The following is a 20,828-nucleotide window of genomic DNA, read 5'->3' on the forward strand; positions in this document are numbered from 1 at the left end:
CATCAGCCGCCTCTCTGGCACGCATGTTGCTCCAGCAAAGCCAGCAGCACACCTGCAGCAACCGTAACGCCACTGCCCCGGGAGGCCAATTGGTTGGGGCGCCATGGAGGACATGATGAACGCAACGATCTCCGACGTGCCAACGCACGACAAACTTCCTTTCTACCGCCACCTTTATTTTCAGGTTCTCGGGGCAATTGCCGCCGGCATCCTGCTCGGTCATTTCTACCCGGATGTCGGCGCTTCGCTGAAGCCGCTCGGCGATGCCTTCATCAAGCTGGTGAAGATGATCATCGCGCCGGTGATCTTCCTGACGGTGGCAACCGGTATCGCCGGCATGGCCGACCTGCAGAAGGTCGGGCGTGTCGCGGGCAAGGCGATGATCTACTTCCTGGCCTTTTCGACGCTTGCGCTCGCCGTTGGCCTCCTCGTCTCGAATATCGTCCAACCCGGCGCCGGCATGCACATAGATCCGGCCACGCTCGACGCCAAGGCGGTGGCGACTTACACGGCGAAGGCCCATGACGCCACGATCACCGGCTTTCTGATGAACATCATCCCGGATACGATCGTCGGCGCCTTCGCACAGGGTGATATCCTGCAGGTGTTGTTCTTCTCGGTTCTGTTCGGCATAGCCCTTGGCATGGTCGGCGAACGCGGCCGTCCGGTTCTCGATTTCCTGCAGGCATTGACCGCGCCGATCTTCCGTCTGGTGACCATCCTGATGAAGGCTGCCCCGATCGGCGCTTTCGGCGCCATGGCTTTTACGATCGGCAAATACGGCATCGGTTCAATTGCCAACCTCGCCATGCTGATCGGCACTTTTTATCTCACCGCGCTCCTTTTCGTCCTGGTCGTCCTCGGCGCCGTCGCCCGATACAACGGCTTCTCGATCATCTCGCTTATCCGCTACATCAAGGAAGAACTGCTGCTTGTGCTTGGCACTTCCTCGTCGGAAGCGGCCTTGCCCGGCCTGATGGCAAAGATGGAACGCGCCGGCTGCACGCGCTCGGTGGTCGGTCTGGTTATTCCGACCGGCTATTCCTTCAATCTCGACGGCACGAACATCTATATGACGCTTGCCGCGCTCTTCATCGCCCAGGCAACCGACACGCCGATCACGCTCGGCGACCAGGTCCTGCTGCTGCTGGTCGCGATGCTGAGCTCGAAAGGAGCCGCGGGCATTACCGGCGCCGGCTTCATCACCCTGGCGGCGACCCTTTCGGTCGTTCCATCCGTGCCCGTCGCCGGCATGGCGCTGATCCTCGGCATCGATCGCTTCATGTCGGAATGCCGGGCGCTCACGAACCTGATCGGCAATGCGGTCGCGACCGTCGTTGTCGCGCGCTGGGAAAACGAGCTGGACCAGACGCAGTTTTCAGCCGCCATGGCAGGCGGCGGCGACGGCGAAAACGCGGTATTGATTCCGTCGGGCCAGCCTGCCGAATAATCGCCTGCTCTATCGCAGCCGAAGAAAGGTCGCCGACCAGCCGGCGGCCTTTCCCGTTTCCGTAGAACACACGTGCTTTTGCCTCGGAATAAGCGGGCTCTACTCTTCAGGCACGCCTTCGAGCAGACCATCATACACCTCGATGAGTGCATTGGTGATCGCCTGCCCCAGCGCATTGCCGGCGACGCGTAGCTCGTCCTCCGTGCCGCTCCGCGAAGCGTTGGCCAGGTCGAAACCCTGTTCGCTGACGATCTGCTTGGCCACCTCGATGGCCCAGAGCCCGAAATCGCCGCGGTTGTCTATCTTGATCGAGTCATCCATCGCGATCTGCCTGTTGCTGAATGGCTTCTATATCGCCTCCGCGATGATGGCCAGCATCCATCAGCATAGTATTCAAGCTGCCCGAAAGAAACGGGCGAAGGATCATCAGCTGGTTAGATATTCTGAACAGCCGGCCAAATCGCCCCGTTTCCGCAGCTCATCAATGAAAAAGGTCAAATATTGAAGGCACCGACGCTGGAGTGCAGGCGTGTTCGTTCATTGAAGGCTAGAGCGACAGTCGAACGCCATCAATGCGCAGGGTGACAAGCAGTCCTTCCGCCGACCATACGTGCTCAAGGCTGCCGCCAAGACGACCAGCCAGCGTGCGGCGGAGAAGCTCGCTTCCATATCCACCAGGCCCCTCAGGGGCGCTGACTTCAGGCCCCCCTCTTTCCGTCCAGCGAATTTCGACGTCATTGCCAACCATCGTCCCCGATACATCGAGCGTGCCTTCCGGCACCGATAGTGCGCCATACTTCAAGGCGTTGGTTGCCAGTTCGTGGACGACGAGCGCCAGACCCGTCGCCGCCGCCTCGCCGACGCCGAGACGCGGAACGGCTACTCTGATTCTTCCGGCAAATGCTCCGTCGTCATCATAGGGAGCGAGTAAAACGGTAAAGATGTCTCCGAGAAGTGCGGCGTCGCCTTGGCCACTCGGCAGCGGCCGAACAAGATCGTGCGCCCGTCCGAGTGCGGTCAGCCGGTTGGTCAGCTGCTTCGTCATGTCTTCGATGGACGCAGAGGATCGTGAGGTAATCAGAGTGAGACCCGACGCGATGGCAAGCAGGTTTTTGACGCGGTGGCTCATTTCGCCCGCAAGGAGTTCATGGCTTTCTTCGGCCTGCTTGCGCCCCGTAACGTCCAGAAAGATCCCCGTCATCGCCCGGTTCTTGATGCCCGCATCACTGCCCTGTCCCCGTGCCGATACCCATCGCACGTCCGATCCGACGAGGATGCGGAAGTCGATCTCGTAAGGGCCGATCACGGCGCGTGTCGCGACAAAAGCCGCCCTCACCCGATCCCTGTCGGCGGGGTGTATTTTCTCGGACAGGTGCTCGAAAGTCAGGGTAACATCGTGTGTGACGTTCCAGAGAGTAAAGCCGTGACCGTCCATTACGAAACGGTCAGTGTCCACGTTCCAGGACCATAGGGCCACGCCCGCCGCATGGATCGCGCCGCGCAATTGCTCCAGTCCCCATTCGGGATGTCCGGCGGGGCGGCTCTCGGTCACGGCGTTGCTACACCTGCCTCTGTTTCGCGCGCTTCGCGAGAGCGATGGCGAGCGCTGCATTCCGATCACGCTCCTCCCTGGCAAGGCGGGCTTCACGAAGACGCAGCGTCTTCGCCTCCCGTACCTGCGCGACATAATCCAGCTCTTCGACCGCGTGGTCGCGCGCGAAGAACTGCGATTGAACCTGGTCGAAGGCCATCTCGGCCTGCTGCCGGGTCTTGCTGTGCGTCATGATTGCTCCTGTTTGCAAACTATGCAGGATCGAAAACCAAAAAGGCCGGACATAATGCCCGGCCTTAAAAAATCAGCTTCCAGCGGTGCCAGTACATCCGTGGTCAAAGCGGAAGCCGCTTTTGGTTAGGCAGCCTGCAGGTTGCAAGCCGACATCTTGCCGGACTTTGCGTCGCGCTCGAGTTCGTAGCCGATTTTCTGGCCCTCGACGATTTCCCGCATTCCGGCGCGCTCGACGGCAGAAATGTGTACGAACGCATCAGCGCCGCCATTGTCAGGCTGGATAAAGCCGAAGCCCTTGGTGGAATTGAACCATTTAACTGTGCCTGTGGTCATGATGATGAACCCTTTCAAAGCAAGATTGAGTGACTGACCCCAGAGCGAAAGCCCTGCGGATGGTGATAGCGATTGATTTTGAAAGGGAAGTTCGTCAGGCGCGGTGCCAATCGCGCGGTAACCAAAGTTCAGCAAGCAAAAGATCGATAAACCGTAAATAGAGGTTACCCGCCCATATGTCAACTTTTAGTTTTGAGGTCCCGGTGGATTTGCATTCCTAGCCCAGCAACTTAGCGAAAAGGCTCTCACGGGTGACCTCGGCCCGTTCGGCTGAGAGCGGAACTGTGGCACAACGGACTGGTCTGCGGTTGACCCGTCCATAATCCTTGCCTGCTGACGCAGTACCGCCATATAAGGCGCGATGACGTCTGATTCAAAGATATTTGTCGGCCTACGGTCGATCCGCAAAAAACCGGCTCCGCACCACGAACCCAACCATCCGAAATGCCAATGGGACGGATGCGAAAAGGGTGGCACTCATCGCGCACCTGTCGGGCGGGATGCCGAAGGGCTTTATCTGCTGTTCTGTCCTGAGCACGTAAAGGAATACAGCAAAGGTTATAACTTTGCGCCAAATCTCTCCGACCCTTTGATCGCGCGCTATCAGAGGGAAGCGGCAAGCGGCAGCCGCCCGACCTGGGGCACCGGCATCAAAAAAGCCTCGGAGATGCCGCTCCCCTCCATGGCCCGCTCCGGTTCCGCAAAGGCGACGAACGCACGCAAAAGCGCTGCACAACGCCAGGCCGCAAACGTGGATCTTCAGCGACGCAAGCTCAAGGTGCTGGAAGCCAAGGCTTTCGAGACGCTTGGCCTTTCGCCGGATGCAACGCCGGAGGAGATCAGAAGCCGCTATAAGCAAAGGCTCAAGATGCATCATCCGGATGCGAACCACGGCGAGCGCAACTCGGAGGATCAGCTTCAGGCGTCGATCGACGCCCATAAGATCCTCAAGCTCAATGGCTTCTGCTAGACGTGCGGCAGTGACCCGCTGGCGGTCCTCGATGTCGGCCGCCCATCCTCAGGCGAAGAGAGCCAGCGTCGCCGCGGAGGCACGAATGGTGCTAGCACTCTCAGCATAAGAGTGCTAAGGATATCCGATCGGGAACCCGCCATTGGGCTGCGCTCTCGCTAAGGAACCCAAAATGAACAATACCAATTTTCGGCCGTTGCACGACCGCGTCGTCGTGCGTCGTATCGAGGCTGAAGCCAAAACCAAGGGCGGCATCATCATTCCCGACACCGCCAAGGAAAAGCCGCAGGAAGGCGAGATCGTCGCCGTCGGCACCGGCACCCGCGACGAGAGCGGCAAGATCGTTCCCCTCGATGTCAAGGCAGGCGATCGCATCCTGTTCGGCAAGTGGTCCGGCACCGAGATCAAGTTCAATGGCGAAGACCTGTTGATCATGAAGGAAGCAGACGTCATGGGCGTCATCGCCTGATCTTCGGCCGCTTCCTTATTTCCTTTTGACGAAGACCATGGGGCCAACGGCCCGGGAGTTTTTCCATGTCTGCCAAACAGATCAAATTCGGCCGTGATGCACGCGAAAAGCTGCTGCGCGGCGTCGATATTCTTGCCGACGCAGTGAAGGTGACGCTCGGTCCGAAGGGCCGCAACGTCGTGATCGACAAATCGTACGGCGCACCGCGGATCACCAAGGACGGCGTCACCGTCGCCAAGGAAATCGAACTTGACGACAAGTTCGAGAACATGGGCGCCCAGATGGTCCGCGAAGTCGCGTCGAAGACCAACGACATCGCCGGCGACGGCACCACGACCGCGACCGTTCTTGCCCAGGCTATCGTTCGCGAGGGCGGCAAGGCCGTTGCAGCCGGCATGAACCCGATGGACCTGAAGCGCGGCATCGACCTCGCCGTTACCGCCGTCGTGAAAGACCTGCTTGCCAAGGCCAAGAAGATCAACACATCGGAAGAGATTGCCCAGGTCGGCACCATCTCGGCCAATGGCGAGAAGGAAATCGGCCAGTATATCGCCGACGCGATGCAGAAGGTCGGCAACGAAGGCGTCATCACGGTTGAAGAAGCCAAGACCGCCGAAACCGAACTCGAAGTCGTCGAAGGCATGCAGTTCGACCGCGGTTACCTGTCGCCCTACTTCGTCACCAATGCCGAAAAAATGGTGGCTGAGCTGGAAGATGCCTACGTGCTGCTGCACGAAAAGAAACTCTCCAACCTGCAGGCCATGCTTCCTATCCTGGAAGCCGTCGTCCAGAGCGGCAAGCCGCTGCTGATCATTTCCGAGGACGTCGAAGGCGAAGCTCTTGCGACGCTCGTCGTCAACAAGCTGCGTGGCGGCCTCAAGATCGCTGCCGTCAAGGCTCCGGGCTTCGGCGACCGCCGCAAGGCCATGCTGGAGGATCTGGCGATCCTGACCGGCGGCACTGTCATCTCCGAAGACCTCGGCATCAAGCTCGAGAACGTCACGCTCGAGATGCTCGGCCGCGCCAAGAAGGTCTCGATCACCAAGGAGAACACCACCGTCGTCGACGGTGCGGGCACCAAGGCGGATATTGACGGACGCATCGGCCAGATCAAGGCTCAGATCGAGGAAACCACCTCGGATTACGACCGCGAAAAGCTGCAGGAACGTCTGGCCAAGCTGGCCGGCGGCGTTGCCGTGATCCGCGTCGGCGGCTCGACGGAAATCGAAGTCAAGGAAAAGAAGGACCGTATCGACGACGCTCTCAACGCGACGCGTGCAGCAGTCGAAGAAGGCATCGTGCCTGGCGGCGGCACAGCGCTGCTTCGCGCCTCGATCGTTCTCGACATCAAGGGCGAGAATGACGATCAGAATGCCGGGATCAGCATCATCCGCAAGGCCTTGCAGTCCCTGGTTCGCCAGATTGCCGAAAATGCCGGTAGCGAAGGCTCGATCGTGGTCGGCAAGATCCTGGAAAGCGATACCGACAACTTCGGTTATAACGCTCAGACCGGCGAATTCGGCGACATGATCACCATGGGCATCGTCGATCCGGTCAAGGTCGTTCGCACGGCTCTGCAGAACGCGGCTTCGGTTGCCGGCCTGCTGGTGACGACGGAAGCCATGATTGCCGACCTGCCCAAGAAGGATGCTGCCGGCGGCGGCATGCCTGACATGGGCGGTATGGGCGGCATGATGTAAACGGTTCCCATCGGGAACTCGATCACGTCTTCTGCTATGAAGGGCTCCGATCGATCGGGGCCCTTCGTTCGTATATGCAGGAAATCGATCGGCAGCCCTGGTGGCGGCGGACGCGGTCTGGGCCGCAGTTATCTGCCAACCGTTCAGGCTGCACCATAAGATGAGGGTGAAATGGTTGTATTGAACAGGCCGCGCAGTTCCGAACCCTATCCGGACAGGGATATCGGTTGCCAGGAAGCCCTGGAGCAAGTCTTTCTTCAGCTTGCAAAGGGACTGACGCCGGACGATATCGTGGCGACGGCCGGCGGCAATCTGCCGCCCGTGTTGGCCGGCCTTGCAAAACGCGCCGAGAACGTCGGCTGGAGCCTGGAAGAAGCGGAAACCGCCATCAGCGAACTGGCTCAAAACCTGCTGGATGACATGTCGCAGATGTAGCCTTTTGGCGGTCCATGAGCGATCCGTATCCCTACGCCTCGGGAAATTGGCCGGCGAGAAACCTGAGATGGCGATGAAAACCTGCATCCGATCGCCGGGGACGGGATAGAAATGTCGGCGAACTCTAGGCGGAATTCAATGCGAAAGCGTCACGCGCCATCAAGCAGGCATCGTCTCCCGGAAGGCATTCGCGACAAACGTCAGGCCTGATATCGTAGACCATGCAGGATGTGCCGACACCGACCTGCCCTGACAATGCGGAACAGCGGGATCCTTCACAACGCATTCCTCCTTCGTCCGCGGCGACGAAACGTGCCGGCAACAGATCGAGGGCGGCTTCGCTTTCCATGGAGAATCGTGGCCAATCGGCGGAAAACGAACAGCACGCACCGCATGACTGGCAATCAAAATCGTTCGATAAGGTCATAGCCGTCTCATATCACGGTGCCGACCGAAACTCCACAAAGGTGCGCCACACGTGATGATCCCCGACCACGATCCAGTAAACCTGGCGGTCGGCGTCGCATAGTCACAAAAGGGTCGTGAGATTGCGGGTATCACATCGCAAGGCATGCCCGTAAGGGCGCCGCATGATCATGGTAATCCAGGAGGCTGCATGAGCGTCGCCGCATCTTTTCTCTATCGCGACGGCCGGCGAGTTGAAGCCGTGCCGTTCGACGAGGCGGCGATCCCCGCAATGGACAACGAGTTCGTGTGGATCGGGCTGCACAAGCCCACCCGCGACGACCTTTTGATGCTGCAAAGCCGTTTTGGCCTTCACGAACTCTCGATCGCCGACGCGCTCAGTCCGCTGCAGATGCCGAAGCTCAGCGTCTATGACGATCAGTTGTTCGTCATCGCGAAGACGGCGCAGCTGGAAGCCGACCATATCACCTATGGTGAAACAGCGATTTTCGTCGGCAAGCGCTATATCATAACGGTCCGCAATGGCTCGGAGCGCGGACATCAAGAGCTGCGCGGCAGGCTGGAAACATCGCCGCAGACATTGTGCCATGGTACCGACTACATCCTGCACGCCATTCTCGATTTCATTATCGACGGCTATCTTCCCATTGTGCGCACGATCGAGGATTCCGTGCTCGACATGGAAAGAAAGATGCTCGATGCGTTTCTGGACCGCAACCAGATCAAGCGCATTTTCAAGCTGCGGCGGGAAATCATCCTGTTCCAGCGGGTGCTGGACGCAATGCTCGACCTTTGCGGAAAACTCTATCACCTCGATTTGCCGTCGCTTGACAGGGAAGCCAAGCCCTATTTCCGGGACGCACTGCAGCACATGCACCGCGTCGAAACGATGGTCGCAAGCTTGCGTGACGTGATCACGTCGGTTTTCGAGGCGAGCAATCTGCTGGAACAGCAAAGACAAGGCACAATCACGCGGCAACTGGCGGCATGGGCCGCCATTCTCGCCGTTCCGACAGCGATCGCCGGCATATACGGCATGAATTTCGACAATATGCCGGAGCTGAAAACCAGCTACGGCTATTTTGTCGTTTTGGCAGTTATCGCCGTCATGTGCATCGCGCTTTTCATTCGGTTCAAGCGCGCTCGCTGGATCTGACGCCTTCAACGATGCCCCGCCATCCGCCCATCGATCATTGCTGCCGATGGACCCAGCCTCATTTCTTCTCGTCCGCCAATGCCTGCTTGCGCCGGCGACGCGGCAGGAGTGATTTGAAATATCGCCAGGTCGGCGAGATGACGTAGCTTGCGACCGGGATCGTGACAAAGCCGAGGACAATACCGACGATGCCCGCTCCTGCCGCTTCGACGATCCAGCGCAGCACGGAGGGCAGAACGGGGATCGCATGCGCGGTCACCTCCCCGGCATCATGGATCAGATGCGCAAGACCACCGAGACCATAAGCCTCCAGCCCGTGAACGATGATGCCGGCGCCGACCCAAATCATCGCGGCCGTTCCCACGATACCCAGCATTTTCAGGAAATAAGGCATGCCGGTGACAAGCCCTCTTCCGATGCCGCGCACGAGCGACCCTATCGGAGGCGCCGTCTGTGCACGCGCCATCATCACGCCCAGATCGTCGGCCTTCACAATCAACCCCACGCCACCATAAACCATGGCCGTTATGCTCAATCCGACGGCCGCAAGGATAAAGGCCTGCGTGATGACGCTACCTGACGGCACCGCCGCGAGCGTAATGGCCATGATTTCGGCCGACAGGATGAAGTCCGTCTTGATCGCGCCGGCAACCTTCTCGTCTTCGAGCGACTGGGCGCCGAGACTTGCCGTTTCAAGGGCTGTTTCGTGCGTGTGTGCGGCATGCGGCAGCAGCATTTCGTAGATTTTCTCCACACCCTCGTAACAGAGGTAGAGTCCACCGATCATCAGCAGCGGCGTGATGGCCTGGGGTGCCGCCAGGCTTAAGACGAGCGCGGCGGGAAGCAGGATCAGAAGCTTGTTCTTCAGCGAACCGAGCGCGATCTTGCCGATGATCGGCAATTCGCGTTCGGCCGAAAATCCGGTGACGTAGCGGGGCGTGACCGCCGCATCGTCGATGACGACGCCTGCCGCTTTCGCACCGGCCTTGGCCGCCTGTCCGGCGATATCGTCGAGCGAGGCGGCAGCCACTTTCGCCAAGGCCGCGACATCGTCAAGAAGGGCGATCAAGCCAACGCTCATTCGAGCCTCCGTGGGTTAAGAGATTGCGCAGCGGCAACGGGTAGCCGTCATCCCTTAACGCGAGGACGTGGCATCTTCTATCGCGAAGATGCCACGTGCGGATCTTAACGGCAATGTCCGTTACTCAGCAGGCATTGGACTGAACCCGCCCTCGTTGCTGACGGGTCGAGCCTGTTCGTCGCGCTGGCGCGGCACGCGCGACAGGATTCTTTGCCGGTTCACAGACTTGCGCTCCGCATCGATCCGGTGGATTAGGATCTGCGCCCGTTCGATCGAACCGAGCAGTGCAAGGATGGTGCCGCGTTCCGCAGCGCCGGCATTGGGCCCGAGTGCCAGCGTGCGGGTACGCAGTTCCTCGACTTCGGGAAGGCTGACATGGCCGGCCGGCATATCCGGGCGGGCGACGCCGTGATCGGGCATGATTTCCTGTAGGGCAGTGCCCAGCTTGTTCAACGCGACATCGACGATCGCCTGGGCCTGGCTGCTAAACTTTTCACGCCTTACCCGCCGGGCCACCTGATGCATCGATTCCGTCAGGGCCGCGGTAAAATCCGCCTCCTCGATCAGGCTTGCTACGAGATCGAGCTGCTCGTAGGGCAAGTCTTCTTTCATCAGCGACGCTGTATAGTCGCGAATATCGCGGCTGAGGATATCGGTGGCGAGATAGTGTTCACCCGGATCGGAGGGTGCCGACTTGGCGGAACGGGCGATGTCCAGAAACATGGCGCCGGCCTGAAGATGCCGAGCGGTTTCCTTCTGCACGGCCGGAACCGCAAGGGCAAAGTTGCCGGCAAGCTTGCGGTCGAGAAATTTCGGTGTCGAATAATCCTCCGCATCCTCGGAATCCGTGCGCCCGATCCGCGACAGGACCCGGTCGAACACGCCGACGAAGGGAAACAGCAGCGCCGTGTTGAAGACGTTGAAGAACGTGGAGTAGAGACCGACGGCCACGGGAACCAGCGGAAACGTTTCCTTGCCCTCGATCACGACGGCGACACCCGGATCGCCACCGAACCATTGCATCGCCCATGCCAGCACGTCGATCGAGACGAAGAACAACGGCACGGTGATGCAGACGCCGATAATGTTGAAGGACATATGGGCGTAGGCGGCGCGTTTGGCATTCTTCGAAAGATTGAGGGAGGCGATCCACGAGGTGATCGTGGTTCCCAGATCGGCACCCAGCGAGAAGGCAACCGCCGTCGTCCAATCGAGGACACCGGCCGCGCCGAGACCCATGACGATGCCGATCGTCGCGGACGAGGAATGGATCATCGCGGTGACGCCGGCGGCGATCAGCACGCATTTGATCAGGTTATAATAGGAGTCCGCCGTCAACGTCGACAGAACGGCCATGACCTCGGGTATGTTGCGCAGCGGGCGAAGGCCTCCCGTCATCAGATTGAGGCCATAAAAGATCAGCGCGAAACCCATGCAGGCCAGTGCGATGTTGCGCACCTTCTCGCTCTTGGCAAAACAATAGACCAGCGAGAACGTGCCGGCGAAGATCAGACCGAGGGGACCAAGCGGCAGGGCGATCAGGCCGTTTCCAAGGGTCGTGCCGATGTTGGCACCCATGATGACGCTGATGGCCGGCCGCAGGCCGACGACGCCCGCGTTGACCAGGCCGACGACCATGACGGTCATGGCCGTGGAGGATTGGATGACGCCGGTGATGACCGTACCAGCAATTACGCCCTTGATCGGCGTACCCGCAGCCTTGGCGAGGAACGCCCGCATCTTGTTGACGGAGAGTGCCTGGATGCCGTTCGACATGAACTCGAGACCAAGCATGAAAATACCGAGGCCGCCGATGACGGGAACCAGGATATCCTTAAAGATATCAATATTCATAACGCCTAACCCCTTTTGACGCCGTGGCGGCACGATCCAATGAGGCCTTTCGCAACCGGCCGGAGCCCGGAGTGAAAAACCTGGCTACGAAAGCACCAGCCTACTGGCTGGCGGCAGTGTCCTTCTTCAGCCAGTACTTGACGATCTGGCTGACCATTTGCGGCGTCACGGGCACGTAGCCCAGCGCCTCGGCGTCCTTGCCACCGTTTTCGAATGCGAGGCGGAAGAAGTCTTGAACCCGCCCGAACCTGTGCGGTCCTATCTTCCTGGAAACGACTGCGAAGGTCGCCCCGACGATCGGATAGGCGCCCTCCGCCGGCTGGTCGGTCAACGACACTGCGAAATCTTTCGCGTCATCCCAGGAGGCCGCGCTTGCAGCGGCGCGCACACCTTCCGGCCCCGGCTCGACGAACTTACCCGCCTTGTTACCGATCGCCGCGTAGGGAAGATTTGCCCGTTTCACCTGGCCGAAATCGGCATAAGCGATGGCGCCTTTGGTCGCCTGCACGGCGCGTATGAGATCCTGGGTGCCCTCCACGGAGGCTCCGACGGGCCAATTGATCAGGGTATCTGCACCATGGGTCGCCTTCCACTCCGGGCTGGCGGACGACAGATACTCCGTGAAGATGAAGGTGGTACCCGAGCCGTCCTTGCGCGTGACGGCGCTAATCGCCAAGTCGGGGAGCGCGATATTGGGGTTTACGGCCTTGATCGCAGGATCGGCCCAGGACCTGATCTTTCCCAAATATATGTCGGCAAGAACAGGTCCGGTAAGGTTGATCCCGATTTTTTCGACCCCGTCGAGATTGACGGCGACAGCCACGCTGCCGAGCACGATCGGAAACTGCTGACGATCATGCTTTGCCAGTTCCTCATGCGAAACGGGCACATCTGATGCAGCAAAGTCGAGCTCCGGCTGGTCGAGGCGCATCAGACCCGCCAGGGAGCCCACCAGCTCGTAGTCGACGGCCCAGTCCGGCGAGCTGAAATCGCCGTCGTCCATGCGCGCCTTCTCGTAGTTCTCGGCCCATCTGGCGATGATTGGCGCAGCAAAGGTCGATCCAGCCCCTCGGATCGGATCGGCCGTGACCACTGTCGGGCAAAACACCAGAGCGAGGGCGATGAGCCCGCAAAGATGGGCGGTGGCCGCACTCAGTCCCCGCATCTGTCGGAGGAAACGTTCCATCGGTTATTTCCCTCATGGCCGTTATCTGTATCCGACCGAATGGCCAGACGGCCGGACATAGTTATTCCGCAGCGAGTTGCCCCGCCCTCTGCACCATCTGAACAGATATTCCGGGGATTTAGGTATTTACCTTTGTTAACATCCTGATGACGGCTTACATCCGACAAGCTCGGCCTAGCCGCGAAGCGCCCAGCAAAGCCACTCTACTTAACAACGAGGGCGCTCACGCCTTGAAAGCGGGAAGAATGCGCTATAGGCTCCCGCTTGCGGCAACGGCCGTGCAAAAAATCAGGAGCCTTCATGCCTACCGGTACTGTCAAATTTTTCAACGAAGACAAAGGGTTTGGCTTCATCACGCCCGAGAATGGTGGAGCGGATGTGTTTGTGCATGTCTCTGCACTGGAACGAGGCGGATCTTTGAGAGAGGGACAAAAGGTAAGCTATGAGCTAGGCCAGGACCGCAAGACCGGAAAGTCAAAAGCCGAAAACGTCAGCGCCCTTTAATCGGCAATGCGCGTTTAGACTAAAAAACGGGGCGAGCTGAAAAGGCGAAGCCAGTGAGATGCCGGCGCATCAATTGACAGCCGCCGGCCTCTCCCACCGTTTGTCGTGAATGCCTTCCCCTCATCTTCGGTTCGATTGCGCCCGCGTTTCTCCCTGATCGGGTCGACCGGGGCATGTAGAACGACGTTCCTCGCCAACCGCGGCGATGATGGGATGGCTGTCGGCCAGCCCCGCAAGTTCCTCGATGGTCATCGCTAGTTTGGGTTTCCAGTTCGGGTAAGTGTCACTGGTCCCTGGCACGTTGGTGGGCTGTTTTTCGTCCGTCACATCAGCCAATCGGGCTGCCACCAGCAACGAAGGCGTCTTCGCGATGAAGCGGTGCGCCATGACAGCCAGTGCCGCAATGTCATTCTCGCGTGCCGTCGCTTCGCTCATTGCGGTGACAGGGAGACCGGCCGTCTTGAATGCCCGCAGAACCTGTCGCCGCTCCCTCTTCCGGTCCCTGATCTGCTGGCGGCCAGCGTCGCCGGAAACGAGGCCGTGGCTGATGCGCATCTCGACGTCTGCCGCCTTCCACCATCCGGCAAATGTCTGGTGATCATGGGTCGACACACAGGCAAGCGCGAGGGACGGATAATCCTCCGGCAGCTTAAACCCACTCTTGGTCTGCTCGTAGGATATTATCCGATAGGAGAGGATATTCGCCGCTGCCAATTGGGCTTGCAGGCCCTTCGGCAGGTTACCGAGGTCCTCTCCGATCACCACGCAGCGGTATCTCTTAGACAGCGCCGCCAGCGTGGCGATCAACGACCGCTGAGGGTAACTGACATAGGCTCCCTGGTCGGGTCCATTCTCGGCGGGGACCAGAAATAGCCGGCGCAGGGCGGCGGCATGATCGATACGGACAGCGCCGGCATATCGCATGACCGCAGACATCAACTTTTCGAACGGTGATGGCTCGCCTTCGGCAATCGCCGACGGGTGAAACGCCGCCAGCCGCCAGTCCTGCCCGCCGGCGGCCATCGGGTCCGGCGGGCTACCGATGCTCGCTCCCTGGACATAAATCTCGCGATTGCTCCAGGTCCCGGAGCCGTCGAGAGCTTCGCCAACCGCGACATCGAGGTATAGTCCTATACGCATCCCCAATTGCCGCGCGTGATCGGCAGCCTCCGAGAGCTGCCGATGCGCCAGCCATTGAAGCCATATATGAAACTCGACCTCATCGGCGTGTTCTTCTTCGAAGCGCGAGACGGCCGTGCTTTTCGGATCACGGTATTGTTCCGGCCACCCGTGCCAGCCCGCCTCTCCGCCCGAAACGACCTGGGCCTCGGAAATGGCTTCGAACAGCGCGTGAAGGCGAAGATCGTCGCCGCCACCGCGACGGAACTCGGAGAATTCGCCGTCGGCGCCGCTCTCTTCCCTTCGCGGTTCTCGCGAACTCCGCCAGATTTTCCGCAGCACGTCGAGCTTCATGCGCGCCACCCGTGGGTAATCCACCAAGGGCAGGAGCCGTAATTGCTCGATCTCGTCCTGCACCTGCCGGGAGGCGGTAAAACCCTCGACCCTGTCGATGGCGATATAGAGCGGATTGAGGAACTGGCGGTTGGAAGGCTCGTAGGGGCTGCATCGGTCGGGTGCGGCAAGGAAAGGGGCGTGGAGAGGATTGAGGCCGATAAAGTCGGCTCCCCAGGCCTTTGCCAGACCGATGACCGACCGGAGATCGGTGAAATCGCCGATACCCCAGTTCCGTCCCGACCTCAGTTCGTAAAGCTGGCACGACAATCCCCAGACGCGATCGGTGCTTGCGAAATCCGGAAGGAAGCACTTCGGGAGGTTGGAAGCGAGCTGCCGGGTCTGGGCAGGCGGAAGCGCCTTCAATGCCGCCAGTATTTTGTGCCGGCCGACTTCCGAGACAGGCACCTCCTCGCCGTTTGGCGAGGGCCGTCTCGCCTCCACCCCGTATTGGTTCGCGAGCTCATCCTGTTCATTCGGGGCCTTCGATCCGCCTCTTCTCATCGAACCGACTTCCAACGAAATGATCCATCGATCTGATGCATCGCGATCCCTTTCTCCCCGCTCTCGTGCAGATCACGAAGCAAGAGCCATGGAACTATCACGGCGGCCAAGTGTTCCGGCGGGCGAGCGAATAACGGGATGACCCGCGCCGCAGAACTGGAAAACGCCGATGCGTGAGTGCATGAGCGCCTTTGATGTTTTATGATTGCGCGGTCATCGGTGGCGGTCCGGCGGGGCTAACCGCCGCCATTTATCTTGCCCGTTTCCATCTCAAGGTGATCGTGCTGGATGATCGGCGCGGACGAGCGGTCACGATCCCGATGACCCGCAACCACGCCGGTTACCCGGAGGGTATATCTGGATACGAGCTGGTCGAACGGATGCGAAGTCAGGCTACGCGCTTTGGCGCGGAGTTTCGCTTGGCGGAAGTCGTCGCTTTGGAGAAGGGCACAGACGGCTTTGTCGTCTCAAGCAAAAGCCACGTCATCCAGGCCAAGACGGTGCTTCTGGCAACAGGCGTCGTCAATCACAGGCCACCTATGCCCGTTCAGATCCACGATGAGGCCTTAGCCAAAGGCCTCATTCGTTATTGCCCCGTTTGCGATGGGTTTGAGGTCACGGATCAGGCCGTCGGGGTTATCGGAACCGGCGAGCACGGTTTCAGGGAGGCGCTATTTCTCCGGAGCTATACCGCGGATGTTTCCCTGATCTCGCTTGATGGTCGTCATAACCTGTCGGAAGACCAGACGGAGCCCCTGATGCGGCACGGCATCGAGATAGTGACCGGGCCCGTTACAGGCTTTGCTCTACACGCCGACGCAATCACTGTCGAAGTCCCGGCCGGAGCGCTGAGCTATTCGACTATCTATCCGGCATTGGGCACCGAGGTGCGCTCGCGCCTTGCAAGGTCGCTTGGGGCGGACTGTACCGAAGAAGGGTGTGTGGAAGTGGACCGCCATCAGCGAACCACCGTAAGCGGCCTCTACGCAGCCGGCGACGTCGTGCCGGGCCTGGACCAGATCAGTCATGCCATGGGTCAGGCTTCCGTCGCTGCGACAGCTATCCGGAACGATCTGTCGGGCCAAAATCCGATACTGCGTTTCTGAGCGGCGCAACTAGCCCAATGCCGCGCCGTTGGTCGCCACGAATACGGAATAGAGTGATTTGGTGGCGGTGATGAAAAGCCTATTCCTGCGTGGGCCGCCGAAGGTGAGGTTCGCAACCGTCTGCGGCACGAGAATCTTGCCGAGCAACACTCCGTCGGGCGAGAAGCAATGGACGCCGTCGCCGGCGCTCGTCCAGATATTTCCCTTTACATCGACACGGAAACCATCCGGCAGGCCGTTGTCCAGGCTGCAGAAAATCCGGTCATTGGAAAGACGCCTGCCGTCGATGACATCGAACACCCGGATGTGCCGCGGCGCCTTGATGTCGTGGCTGGAGGCGGAGTCGGCGACGTAGAGTCTTGTTTCGTCCGGTGAGAAGGCAAGGCCGTTCGGCTGTCCGAAATCGGTGACGGCCGCCTCAAGGTCACCGCTCACCGGATCGAGGCGGTAGACGTTGCGTGTATCCTGTTCCGGCTCGGCCCGGTAACCTTCGTAGTCGGACTTGATGCCGTAGGTCGGATCGGTGAACCAGACGCTGCCGTCCGAGCGCACCACGACGTCGTTTGGCGAATTGAGGCGCTTGCCCTGGTAGCGGTCGGCCAGAATGGTGATCGAACCGTCGATCTCGGTACGCGTCACGCGTCTGCCGCCGTGCTCACAGGAAACCAGCCGGCCCTGCCGGTCGCGCGTATTGCCGTTGACGAAATTCGATGGCGAGCGGAACACCGAAACACCGCCCTCCGGTGCCCAGCGCATCATGCGCTGGTTCGGGATGTCGCTCCAGATCAGGCAATTCAGGTCCGCGAACCAGGCCGGTCCCTCGGCCCAGCGGCAGTCGGAATAAAGCTCCTCGAGTGCTGCACTGCCGACGATCAGCTGCCGGAAGGCTTCGTCGTGGATCTCGTAGATGGAGGTTTTCTGCGGCATGGAAATATGTCCGATTGGAGTTGTTCATCGGTTGGCTTGACGGCCGCCGGCGAGGAGAATGACGGCGATGATGATGAGGCCCGTGAGGATGAGGCGGAACCCGGCGCCGAAGCCATAGGTGTTGAGCATCGACACGACAAGGAACATGAACAGCGAGGCGCCCCATATGCCCGGAATGTTGGAATTGCCGCCCGCGACGGCGGTACCGCCGATCACGACGACGGCGATCGACATCAGCAGGTATTCGGAACCCATATTGAGCGCCGCGCCGCCGGAGAAGCTCGCAAGCAGGTAGCCGCAGATCGAGGCGAGGACGGCGCAAAGAATGTAGGTGACGAGCCGCGTGCCATCGACCGGGATGCCAGTCATGCGGGCGGCAAACGTGCTCTGTCCGATCGCCGAGATCCACCGACCATAGATTGTCTTTTCGAGCACGACCCAGGCGATGACGGAGAGGATGAGCGCGACGATGGCGATATTGGGGACGCCGAACAGGTTGGATGTGGTGAAGCTCGCCAATATCTCCGGCGGCTTGATGCGCAGGCCGCGGTTCGTCCAGATCGCCGTCGACTGGATGATGAAGCTCATGGATAGCGTGGCGATGATCGGCGGGATGCGCAGCAGCTTGATAAGCACGTAATTGCCGATACCGATCCCGAAGCCCAGCAGGATCGCAACCACCAGGCCGACGACGATCATGCCATCCTCAACGTCCATCAGCTTCAGCACCAGCGTGCCGGAAAGCGTCATCGTAGCGGGCACGGAGAGGTCGATATTGCCCGGGCCGAGCGTGATGACGAACATCTGGCCAAGCCCGACGATGACGGAGAACGCTGCGAATGTAAGCGCCGCCTGCGACAGACCGAGCGAGCTTGCTCCGCCGGTGAAGAGGACGGTGACGATCCAGACGGCAATCGTGGCCGCGAAAGACCAGATCCAGGGTTTGGAGAAGAAAAGGCGCGCGCCGTTCATCGGCTCTTCTCCCGCTTTTCCAGCCGGTTGAGGAGAAGGCGCAGCCCCAAAACGACGATGAGGATTGCGCCCTGAGCGCCGATCTGCCAGTCGGGTGAAATGCGCATGAAGGACAGGAACGAACCGGCGAGCGTCAAGGTCAGCGCCCCGATGACGGCGCCGATCGGCGAGACCTTGCCGCCGACGAACTCGCCGCCGCCGAGGATGACACCCGCGATCGACAGCAACGTATAGCGCAGAGCGATATTGGCATCCGCCGAAGTCGTGAGGCCGACGAGCGCAATCCCGGACAGAACGGCGAAGAAACCGGCCAGTGCATAGGTTCCCGCACGGATGCGGATGACCGACCAACCGGCGCGTTCAACCGAGCGGACATTTCCGCCGACGCCGCGGATCAGCACGCCGACGGAGGAGCGCATGATGACGAAATGGGTGACCAGCGCGATGACGATGCTGGCGACGATCGCCATCGGCACGAAGGGTGGCCGGGAGGTCATCAGCCAGCGGGCCCAGCCCGGAGCTTCGCCGCCCGGAGATGGCAGCATGAGAACCGCAAGCCCGCCCCAGACGAAGCTCATGCCGAGGGTCACGACGATCGAGGGCAGTTCTCGAACGTGGATGACAACGCCGATCACAGCGTAGGCCGCAATAGCACCAAGGAAAATCAGCACCCCAACCGCCGGAGAAGCCTGCACGAACGTCGCCGTCACGCAGGCGCAGAAGCTGACGAAGGCCCCCATCGACAGGTCGAGGTCGTTGACCGCCATGATAAGCATCTGCGCCACCGTCGCCAGTGCGATCGGCACGGCGAGATTGAAGAGCAGGTTCAGGCCGGTATAGCTCATGGCGCGCGGCTGCATGTAAAAGACGGCGGTGAGCAGCAGTGCCAGCGACGCGGCAGGGATGACAAGGCGGATCGAGCCGGTGGATATCCTCATGCCGCTTCGCCTCCGCTGAAGGAGGCTTCAAGCACATTCTTCTCGGTGATCTCGTCACCTGCGAGTTCGGCGACGATCGCTCCTTCCCGGAAGACATAGACCCGGTCGCAAAGGCGTATCTCGTCCATTTCGGTCGAATACCAGATGAAGGTGCGGCCGCCTGCCGCTTCAGAGCGGAGGATGTCATACACTTCCTGCTTGGTGCCGACATCGACGCCGCGCATCGGGTCGTCCATCAGCACGATCCTCGCGCTCGTCGCCAAAGCGCGGGCGAACAGCACTTTCTGCTGGTTGCCGCCGGAAAGCGACAGGATGCGGTTTTCCAAATCCGGCGTGCGGATCTCGATGCGCTTCTTCCAGCCGTTGCCGAGCGCGCCTTCGCGGTCATGGTCCACGATGGTCCGGGAGGAAAAATCGCCGAGCGAGGCGATGCTGAGATTCTTCAGGATGCTCCAGAGCGGAAATATCCCGTTCAGGCTGCGGTCGCCGGCGACGAAAGCGATCTCTTCGCGGCGGGCCGGCCACCAGTTGCTGTTGCTGGAAAGATAGAGATCGAGAAGCGTTTCGGTCTGGCCATGACCTCCGAGCCCGGCAAGGCCGATCATCTCGCCACGATGGGCTTGAAAGGCAAGGCCGTGCCCCCGTCGCGGTGGCATGGCAAGCACCGGCGCTCCGTTGCGCTTGTCGCCCGTGCGCTGCCATTCCTTTTCGCGCGCCACGTTACCCATGGCTTCGACGAGGCTGCGTTTGCTGAACTCCGATGCGGAGCGGTCGGCGACGACCCGGCCGTCCTTCATCACCACGATGCGGTCCGAGGTGGAGAGGATTTCGCCCAGAATGTGCGAGATCAGCAGGACCGCGCCCCCCTCGCCGACGAACTTCCGGATATAGGCCATCAGCTGCGCCGCCAGCCCTGCGTCGAGCGACGATGTCGGCTCATCGAGAATGACGAGTTTCGGCTTCTGGTTCAGGCCGGCGAAGCTGACGGCGATCTCGACCATCTGTCGCTCGGCGATCGAAAGGTCGTCGATCGTGCTGTCGCAGTCGATGCCGTGGCCGGGGAAAATATCCTGCAATTGCAGTCTGACGAGGGCGCCCGCCCTGCTGCGCCAGTTCCAGCCGGCGAGTTCCGCGAGCATGATGCGGGCGTTCTCATTGACGGTCAGATTGGGGCAAAGCGACAGCTCCTGGAAGACGCAGCGAACGCCATTGGCTCGTGCGGTCGAGATGCCGTGCTGGGTGCTGACACCGCCATAGCTGATTTCGCCTGCATGAGGGTTCAGGCCGCCGTTGATGACGTTGACGATCGTGGATTTGCCGGCGCCGTTATGCCCGACCAATCCGACGCATTCGCCGGCATGGATGACAAGGTCGGCGCCGTCCAGTGCCTTGACGGCGCCGAAGGTGACCTTGATGCCGCGGGCGGCAACGACCTCTTGTCTTGTTGTCACTTCATTCATGCGAAACACGTCGTCGACAGTTCGGGAGGCGGCCGGGCACAGATCGGGACACGGCGCGC

21 protein-coding genes are annotated in these 20,828 nt (G+C 60.5%); 8 read left to right on the forward strand and 13 right to left on the reverse strand.

What is annotated here, in order from left to right; genetic code table 11:
- Nucleotides 1–103 precede the first annotated feature (103 nt).
- Entirely contained in the window at nucleotides 104–1,450 is a 1,347-nt protein-coding gene (locus tag C5L10_RS00535) for a dicarboxylate/amino acid:cation symporter (protein WP_371411895.1), read from the forward strand.
- Between the two features lie 99 nt (nucleotides 1,451–1,549).
- On the opposite strand, the gene C5L10_RS00540 is transcribed toward C5L10_RS00535, so the two are convergent.
- The 4 genes from C5L10_RS00540 to C5L10_RS00555 form a co-directional block, all read right to left on the reverse strand.
- The gene (locus C5L10_RS00540; RefSeq protein WP_046605889.1) at nucleotides 1,550–1,771 is read right to left on the reverse strand and encodes a hypothetical protein; all 222 of its coding nucleotides are present in this window, start codon (nucleotides 1,769–1,771) and stop codon (nucleotides 1,550–1,552) included.
- A gap of 226 nt (nucleotides 1,772–1,997) precedes the next feature.
- Nucleotides 1,998–3,002, reverse strand: coding sequence for a sensor histidine kinase (locus tag C5L10_RS00545; RefSeq protein ID WP_245447877.1), 1,005 nt, complete (start codon nucleotides 3,000–3,002; stop codon nucleotides 1,998–2,000).
- A gap of 7 nt (nucleotides 3,003–3,009) precedes the next feature.
- The gene (locus C5L10_RS00550; RefSeq protein WP_105402738.1) at nucleotides 3,010–3,234 is read right to left on the reverse strand and encodes a hypothetical protein; all 225 of its coding nucleotides are present in this window, start codon (nucleotides 3,232–3,234) and stop codon (nucleotides 3,010–3,012) included.
- 125 nt (nucleotides 3,235–3,359) lie between these two features.
- Nucleotides 3,360–3,569, reverse strand: a complete 210-nt coding sequence (locus tag C5L10_RS00555) for a cold-shock protein (RefSeq protein WP_046632143.1) — start codon at nucleotides 3,567–3,569, stop codon at nucleotides 3,360–3,362.
- 361 nt (nucleotides 3,570–3,930) lie between these two features.
- Between C5L10_RS00555 and C5L10_RS00560 the strand changes: the two genes are divergently transcribed.
- The 4 genes from C5L10_RS00560 (at nucleotide 3,931) to C5L10_RS00575 (ending at nucleotide 7,143) form a co-directional block, all read left to right on the forward strand.
- The gene (locus C5L10_RS00560) at nucleotides 3,931–4,539 is read left to right on the forward strand and encodes a J domain-containing protein (RefSeq protein WP_105428070.1); all 609 of its coding nucleotides are present in this window, start codon (nucleotides 3,931–3,933) and stop codon (nucleotides 4,537–4,539) included.
- Between the two features lie 172 nt (nucleotides 4,540–4,711).
- Nucleotides 4,712–5,008, forward strand: coding sequence for a co-chaperone GroES (gene groES, locus C5L10_RS00565; protein WP_037079031.1), 297 nt, complete (start codon nucleotides 4,712–4,714; stop codon nucleotides 5,006–5,008).
- A gap of 65 nt (nucleotides 5,009–5,073) precedes the next feature.
- Nucleotides 5,074–6,708 (forward strand): chaperonin GroEL, encoded by a 1,635-nt coding sequence (gene groL, locus C5L10_RS00570; protein ID WP_046632139.1) that lies wholly within the window; start codon nucleotides 5,074–5,076, stop codon nucleotides 6,706–6,708.
- A 171-nt stretch (nucleotides 6,709–6,879) separates the two neighbouring features.
- Nucleotides 6,880–7,143, forward strand: a complete 264-nt coding sequence (locus C5L10_RS00575) for a hypothetical protein (RefSeq protein ID WP_105428071.1) — start codon at nucleotides 6,880–6,882, stop codon at nucleotides 7,141–7,143.
- A gap of 124 nt (nucleotides 7,144–7,267) precedes the next feature.
- Here the strand turns inward: C5L10_RS00575 and C5L10_RS00580 are convergent, their stop codons facing one another.
- Entirely contained in the window at nucleotides 7,268–7,570 is a 303-nt protein-coding gene (locus tag C5L10_RS00580; protein ID WP_080955013.1) for a YkgJ family cysteine cluster protein, read from the reverse strand.
- Between the two features lie 189 nt (nucleotides 7,571–7,759).
- Here C5L10_RS00580 and C5L10_RS00585 point away from each other — a divergent pair, with 189 nt between their 5' ends.
- Entirely contained in the window at nucleotides 7,760–8,725 is a 966-nt protein-coding gene (locus C5L10_RS00585) for a magnesium and cobalt transport protein CorA (RefSeq protein WP_105402733.1), read from the forward strand.
- Nucleotides 8,726–8,783: 58 nt separating this feature from the next.
- Here the strand turns inward: C5L10_RS00585 and C5L10_RS00590 are convergent, their stop codons facing one another.
- From C5L10_RS00590 to pstS, 3 genes are all read right to left on the reverse strand, one after another.
- Entirely contained in the window at nucleotides 8,784–9,806 is a 1,023-nt protein-coding gene (locus tag C5L10_RS00590; RefSeq protein WP_105428072.1) for a DUF808 domain-containing protein, read from the reverse strand.
- A gap of 120 nt (nucleotides 9,807–9,926) precedes the next feature.
- On the reverse strand, nucleotides 9,927–11,660 hold the full coding sequence (locus C5L10_RS00595) for a Na/Pi cotransporter family protein (RefSeq protein ID WP_105428073.1): 1,734 nt from the start codon (nucleotides 11,658–11,660) through the stop codon (nucleotides 9,927–9,929).
- Between the two features lie 100 nt (nucleotides 11,661–11,760).
- Entirely contained in the window at nucleotides 11,761–12,846 is a 1,086-nt protein-coding gene (gene pstS / locus C5L10_RS00600; RefSeq protein WP_105428074.1) for a phosphate ABC transporter substrate-binding protein PstS, read from the reverse strand.
- Nucleotides 12,847–13,146: 300 nt separating this feature from the next.
- On the opposite strand from pstS, the gene C5L10_RS00605 reads away from it, so the two are divergent.
- Nucleotides 13,147–13,350 (forward strand): cold-shock protein, encoded by a 204-nt coding sequence (locus tag C5L10_RS00605; protein ID WP_037079265.1) that lies wholly within the window; start codon nucleotides 13,147–13,149, stop codon nucleotides 13,348–13,350.
- Nucleotides 13,351–13,470: 120 nt separating this feature from the next.
- Here the strand turns inward: C5L10_RS00605 and malQ are convergent, their stop codons facing one another.
- Nucleotides 13,471–15,366 carry a 4-alpha-glucanotransferase gene (malQ, locus tag C5L10_RS00610; protein WP_105428075.1) on the reverse strand — a complete coding sequence of 632 codons (1,896 nt, stop codon included), beginning with the start codon at nucleotides 15,364–15,366 and terminating at the stop codon, nucleotides 13,471–13,473.
- Nucleotides 15,367–15,560: 194 nt separating this feature from the next.
- Between malQ and C5L10_RS00615 the strand changes: the two genes are divergently transcribed.
- Nucleotides 15,561–16,472: an NAD(P)/FAD-dependent oxidoreductase gene (locus C5L10_RS00615; protein WP_105428076.1), complete on the forward strand. Its 912-nt coding sequence runs from the start codon at nucleotides 15,561–15,563 to the stop codon at nucleotides 16,470–16,472.
- Between the two features lie 9 nt (nucleotides 16,473–16,481).
- On the opposite strand, the gene C5L10_RS00620 is transcribed toward C5L10_RS00615, so the two are convergent.
- The 4 genes from C5L10_RS00620 to C5L10_RS00635 are packed head-to-tail and all read right to left on the reverse strand — an operon-like array spanning nucleotide 16,482 to nucleotide 20,769.
- Nucleotides 16,482–17,399 carry an SMP-30/gluconolactonase/LRE family protein gene (locus C5L10_RS00620; protein ID WP_105428077.1) on the reverse strand — a complete coding sequence of 306 codons (918 nt, stop codon included), beginning with the start codon at nucleotides 17,397–17,399 and terminating at the stop codon, nucleotides 16,482–16,484.
- 24 nt (nucleotides 17,400–17,423) lie between these two features.
- Nucleotides 17,424–18,371, reverse strand: a complete 948-nt coding sequence (locus C5L10_RS00625) for an ABC transporter permease (RefSeq protein ID WP_105428078.1) — start codon at nucleotides 18,369–18,371, stop codon at nucleotides 17,424–17,426.
- Nucleotides 18,368–19,309 carry an ABC transporter permease gene (locus C5L10_RS00630; protein WP_105428079.1) on the reverse strand — a complete coding sequence of 314 codons (942 nt, stop codon included), beginning with the start codon at nucleotides 19,307–19,309 and terminating at the stop codon, nucleotides 18,368–18,370. The genes C5L10_RS00625 and C5L10_RS00630 overlap by 4 nt, the downstream gene beginning before the upstream one ends.
- Nucleotides 19,306–20,769: a sugar ABC transporter ATP-binding protein gene (locus C5L10_RS00635; protein ID WP_105428080.1), complete on the reverse strand. Its 1,464-nt coding sequence runs from the start codon at nucleotides 20,767–20,769 to the stop codon at nucleotides 19,306–19,308. The genes C5L10_RS00630 and C5L10_RS00635 overlap by 4 nt, the downstream gene beginning before the upstream one ends.
- Nucleotides 20,770–20,828 lie beyond the last annotated feature (59 nt).

Source organism: Neorhizobium sp. T6_25 (assembly GCF_002968555.1).
Taxonomy (GTDB): domain Bacteria; phylum Pseudomonadota; class Alphaproteobacteria; order Rhizobiales; family Rhizobiaceae; genus Neorhizobium.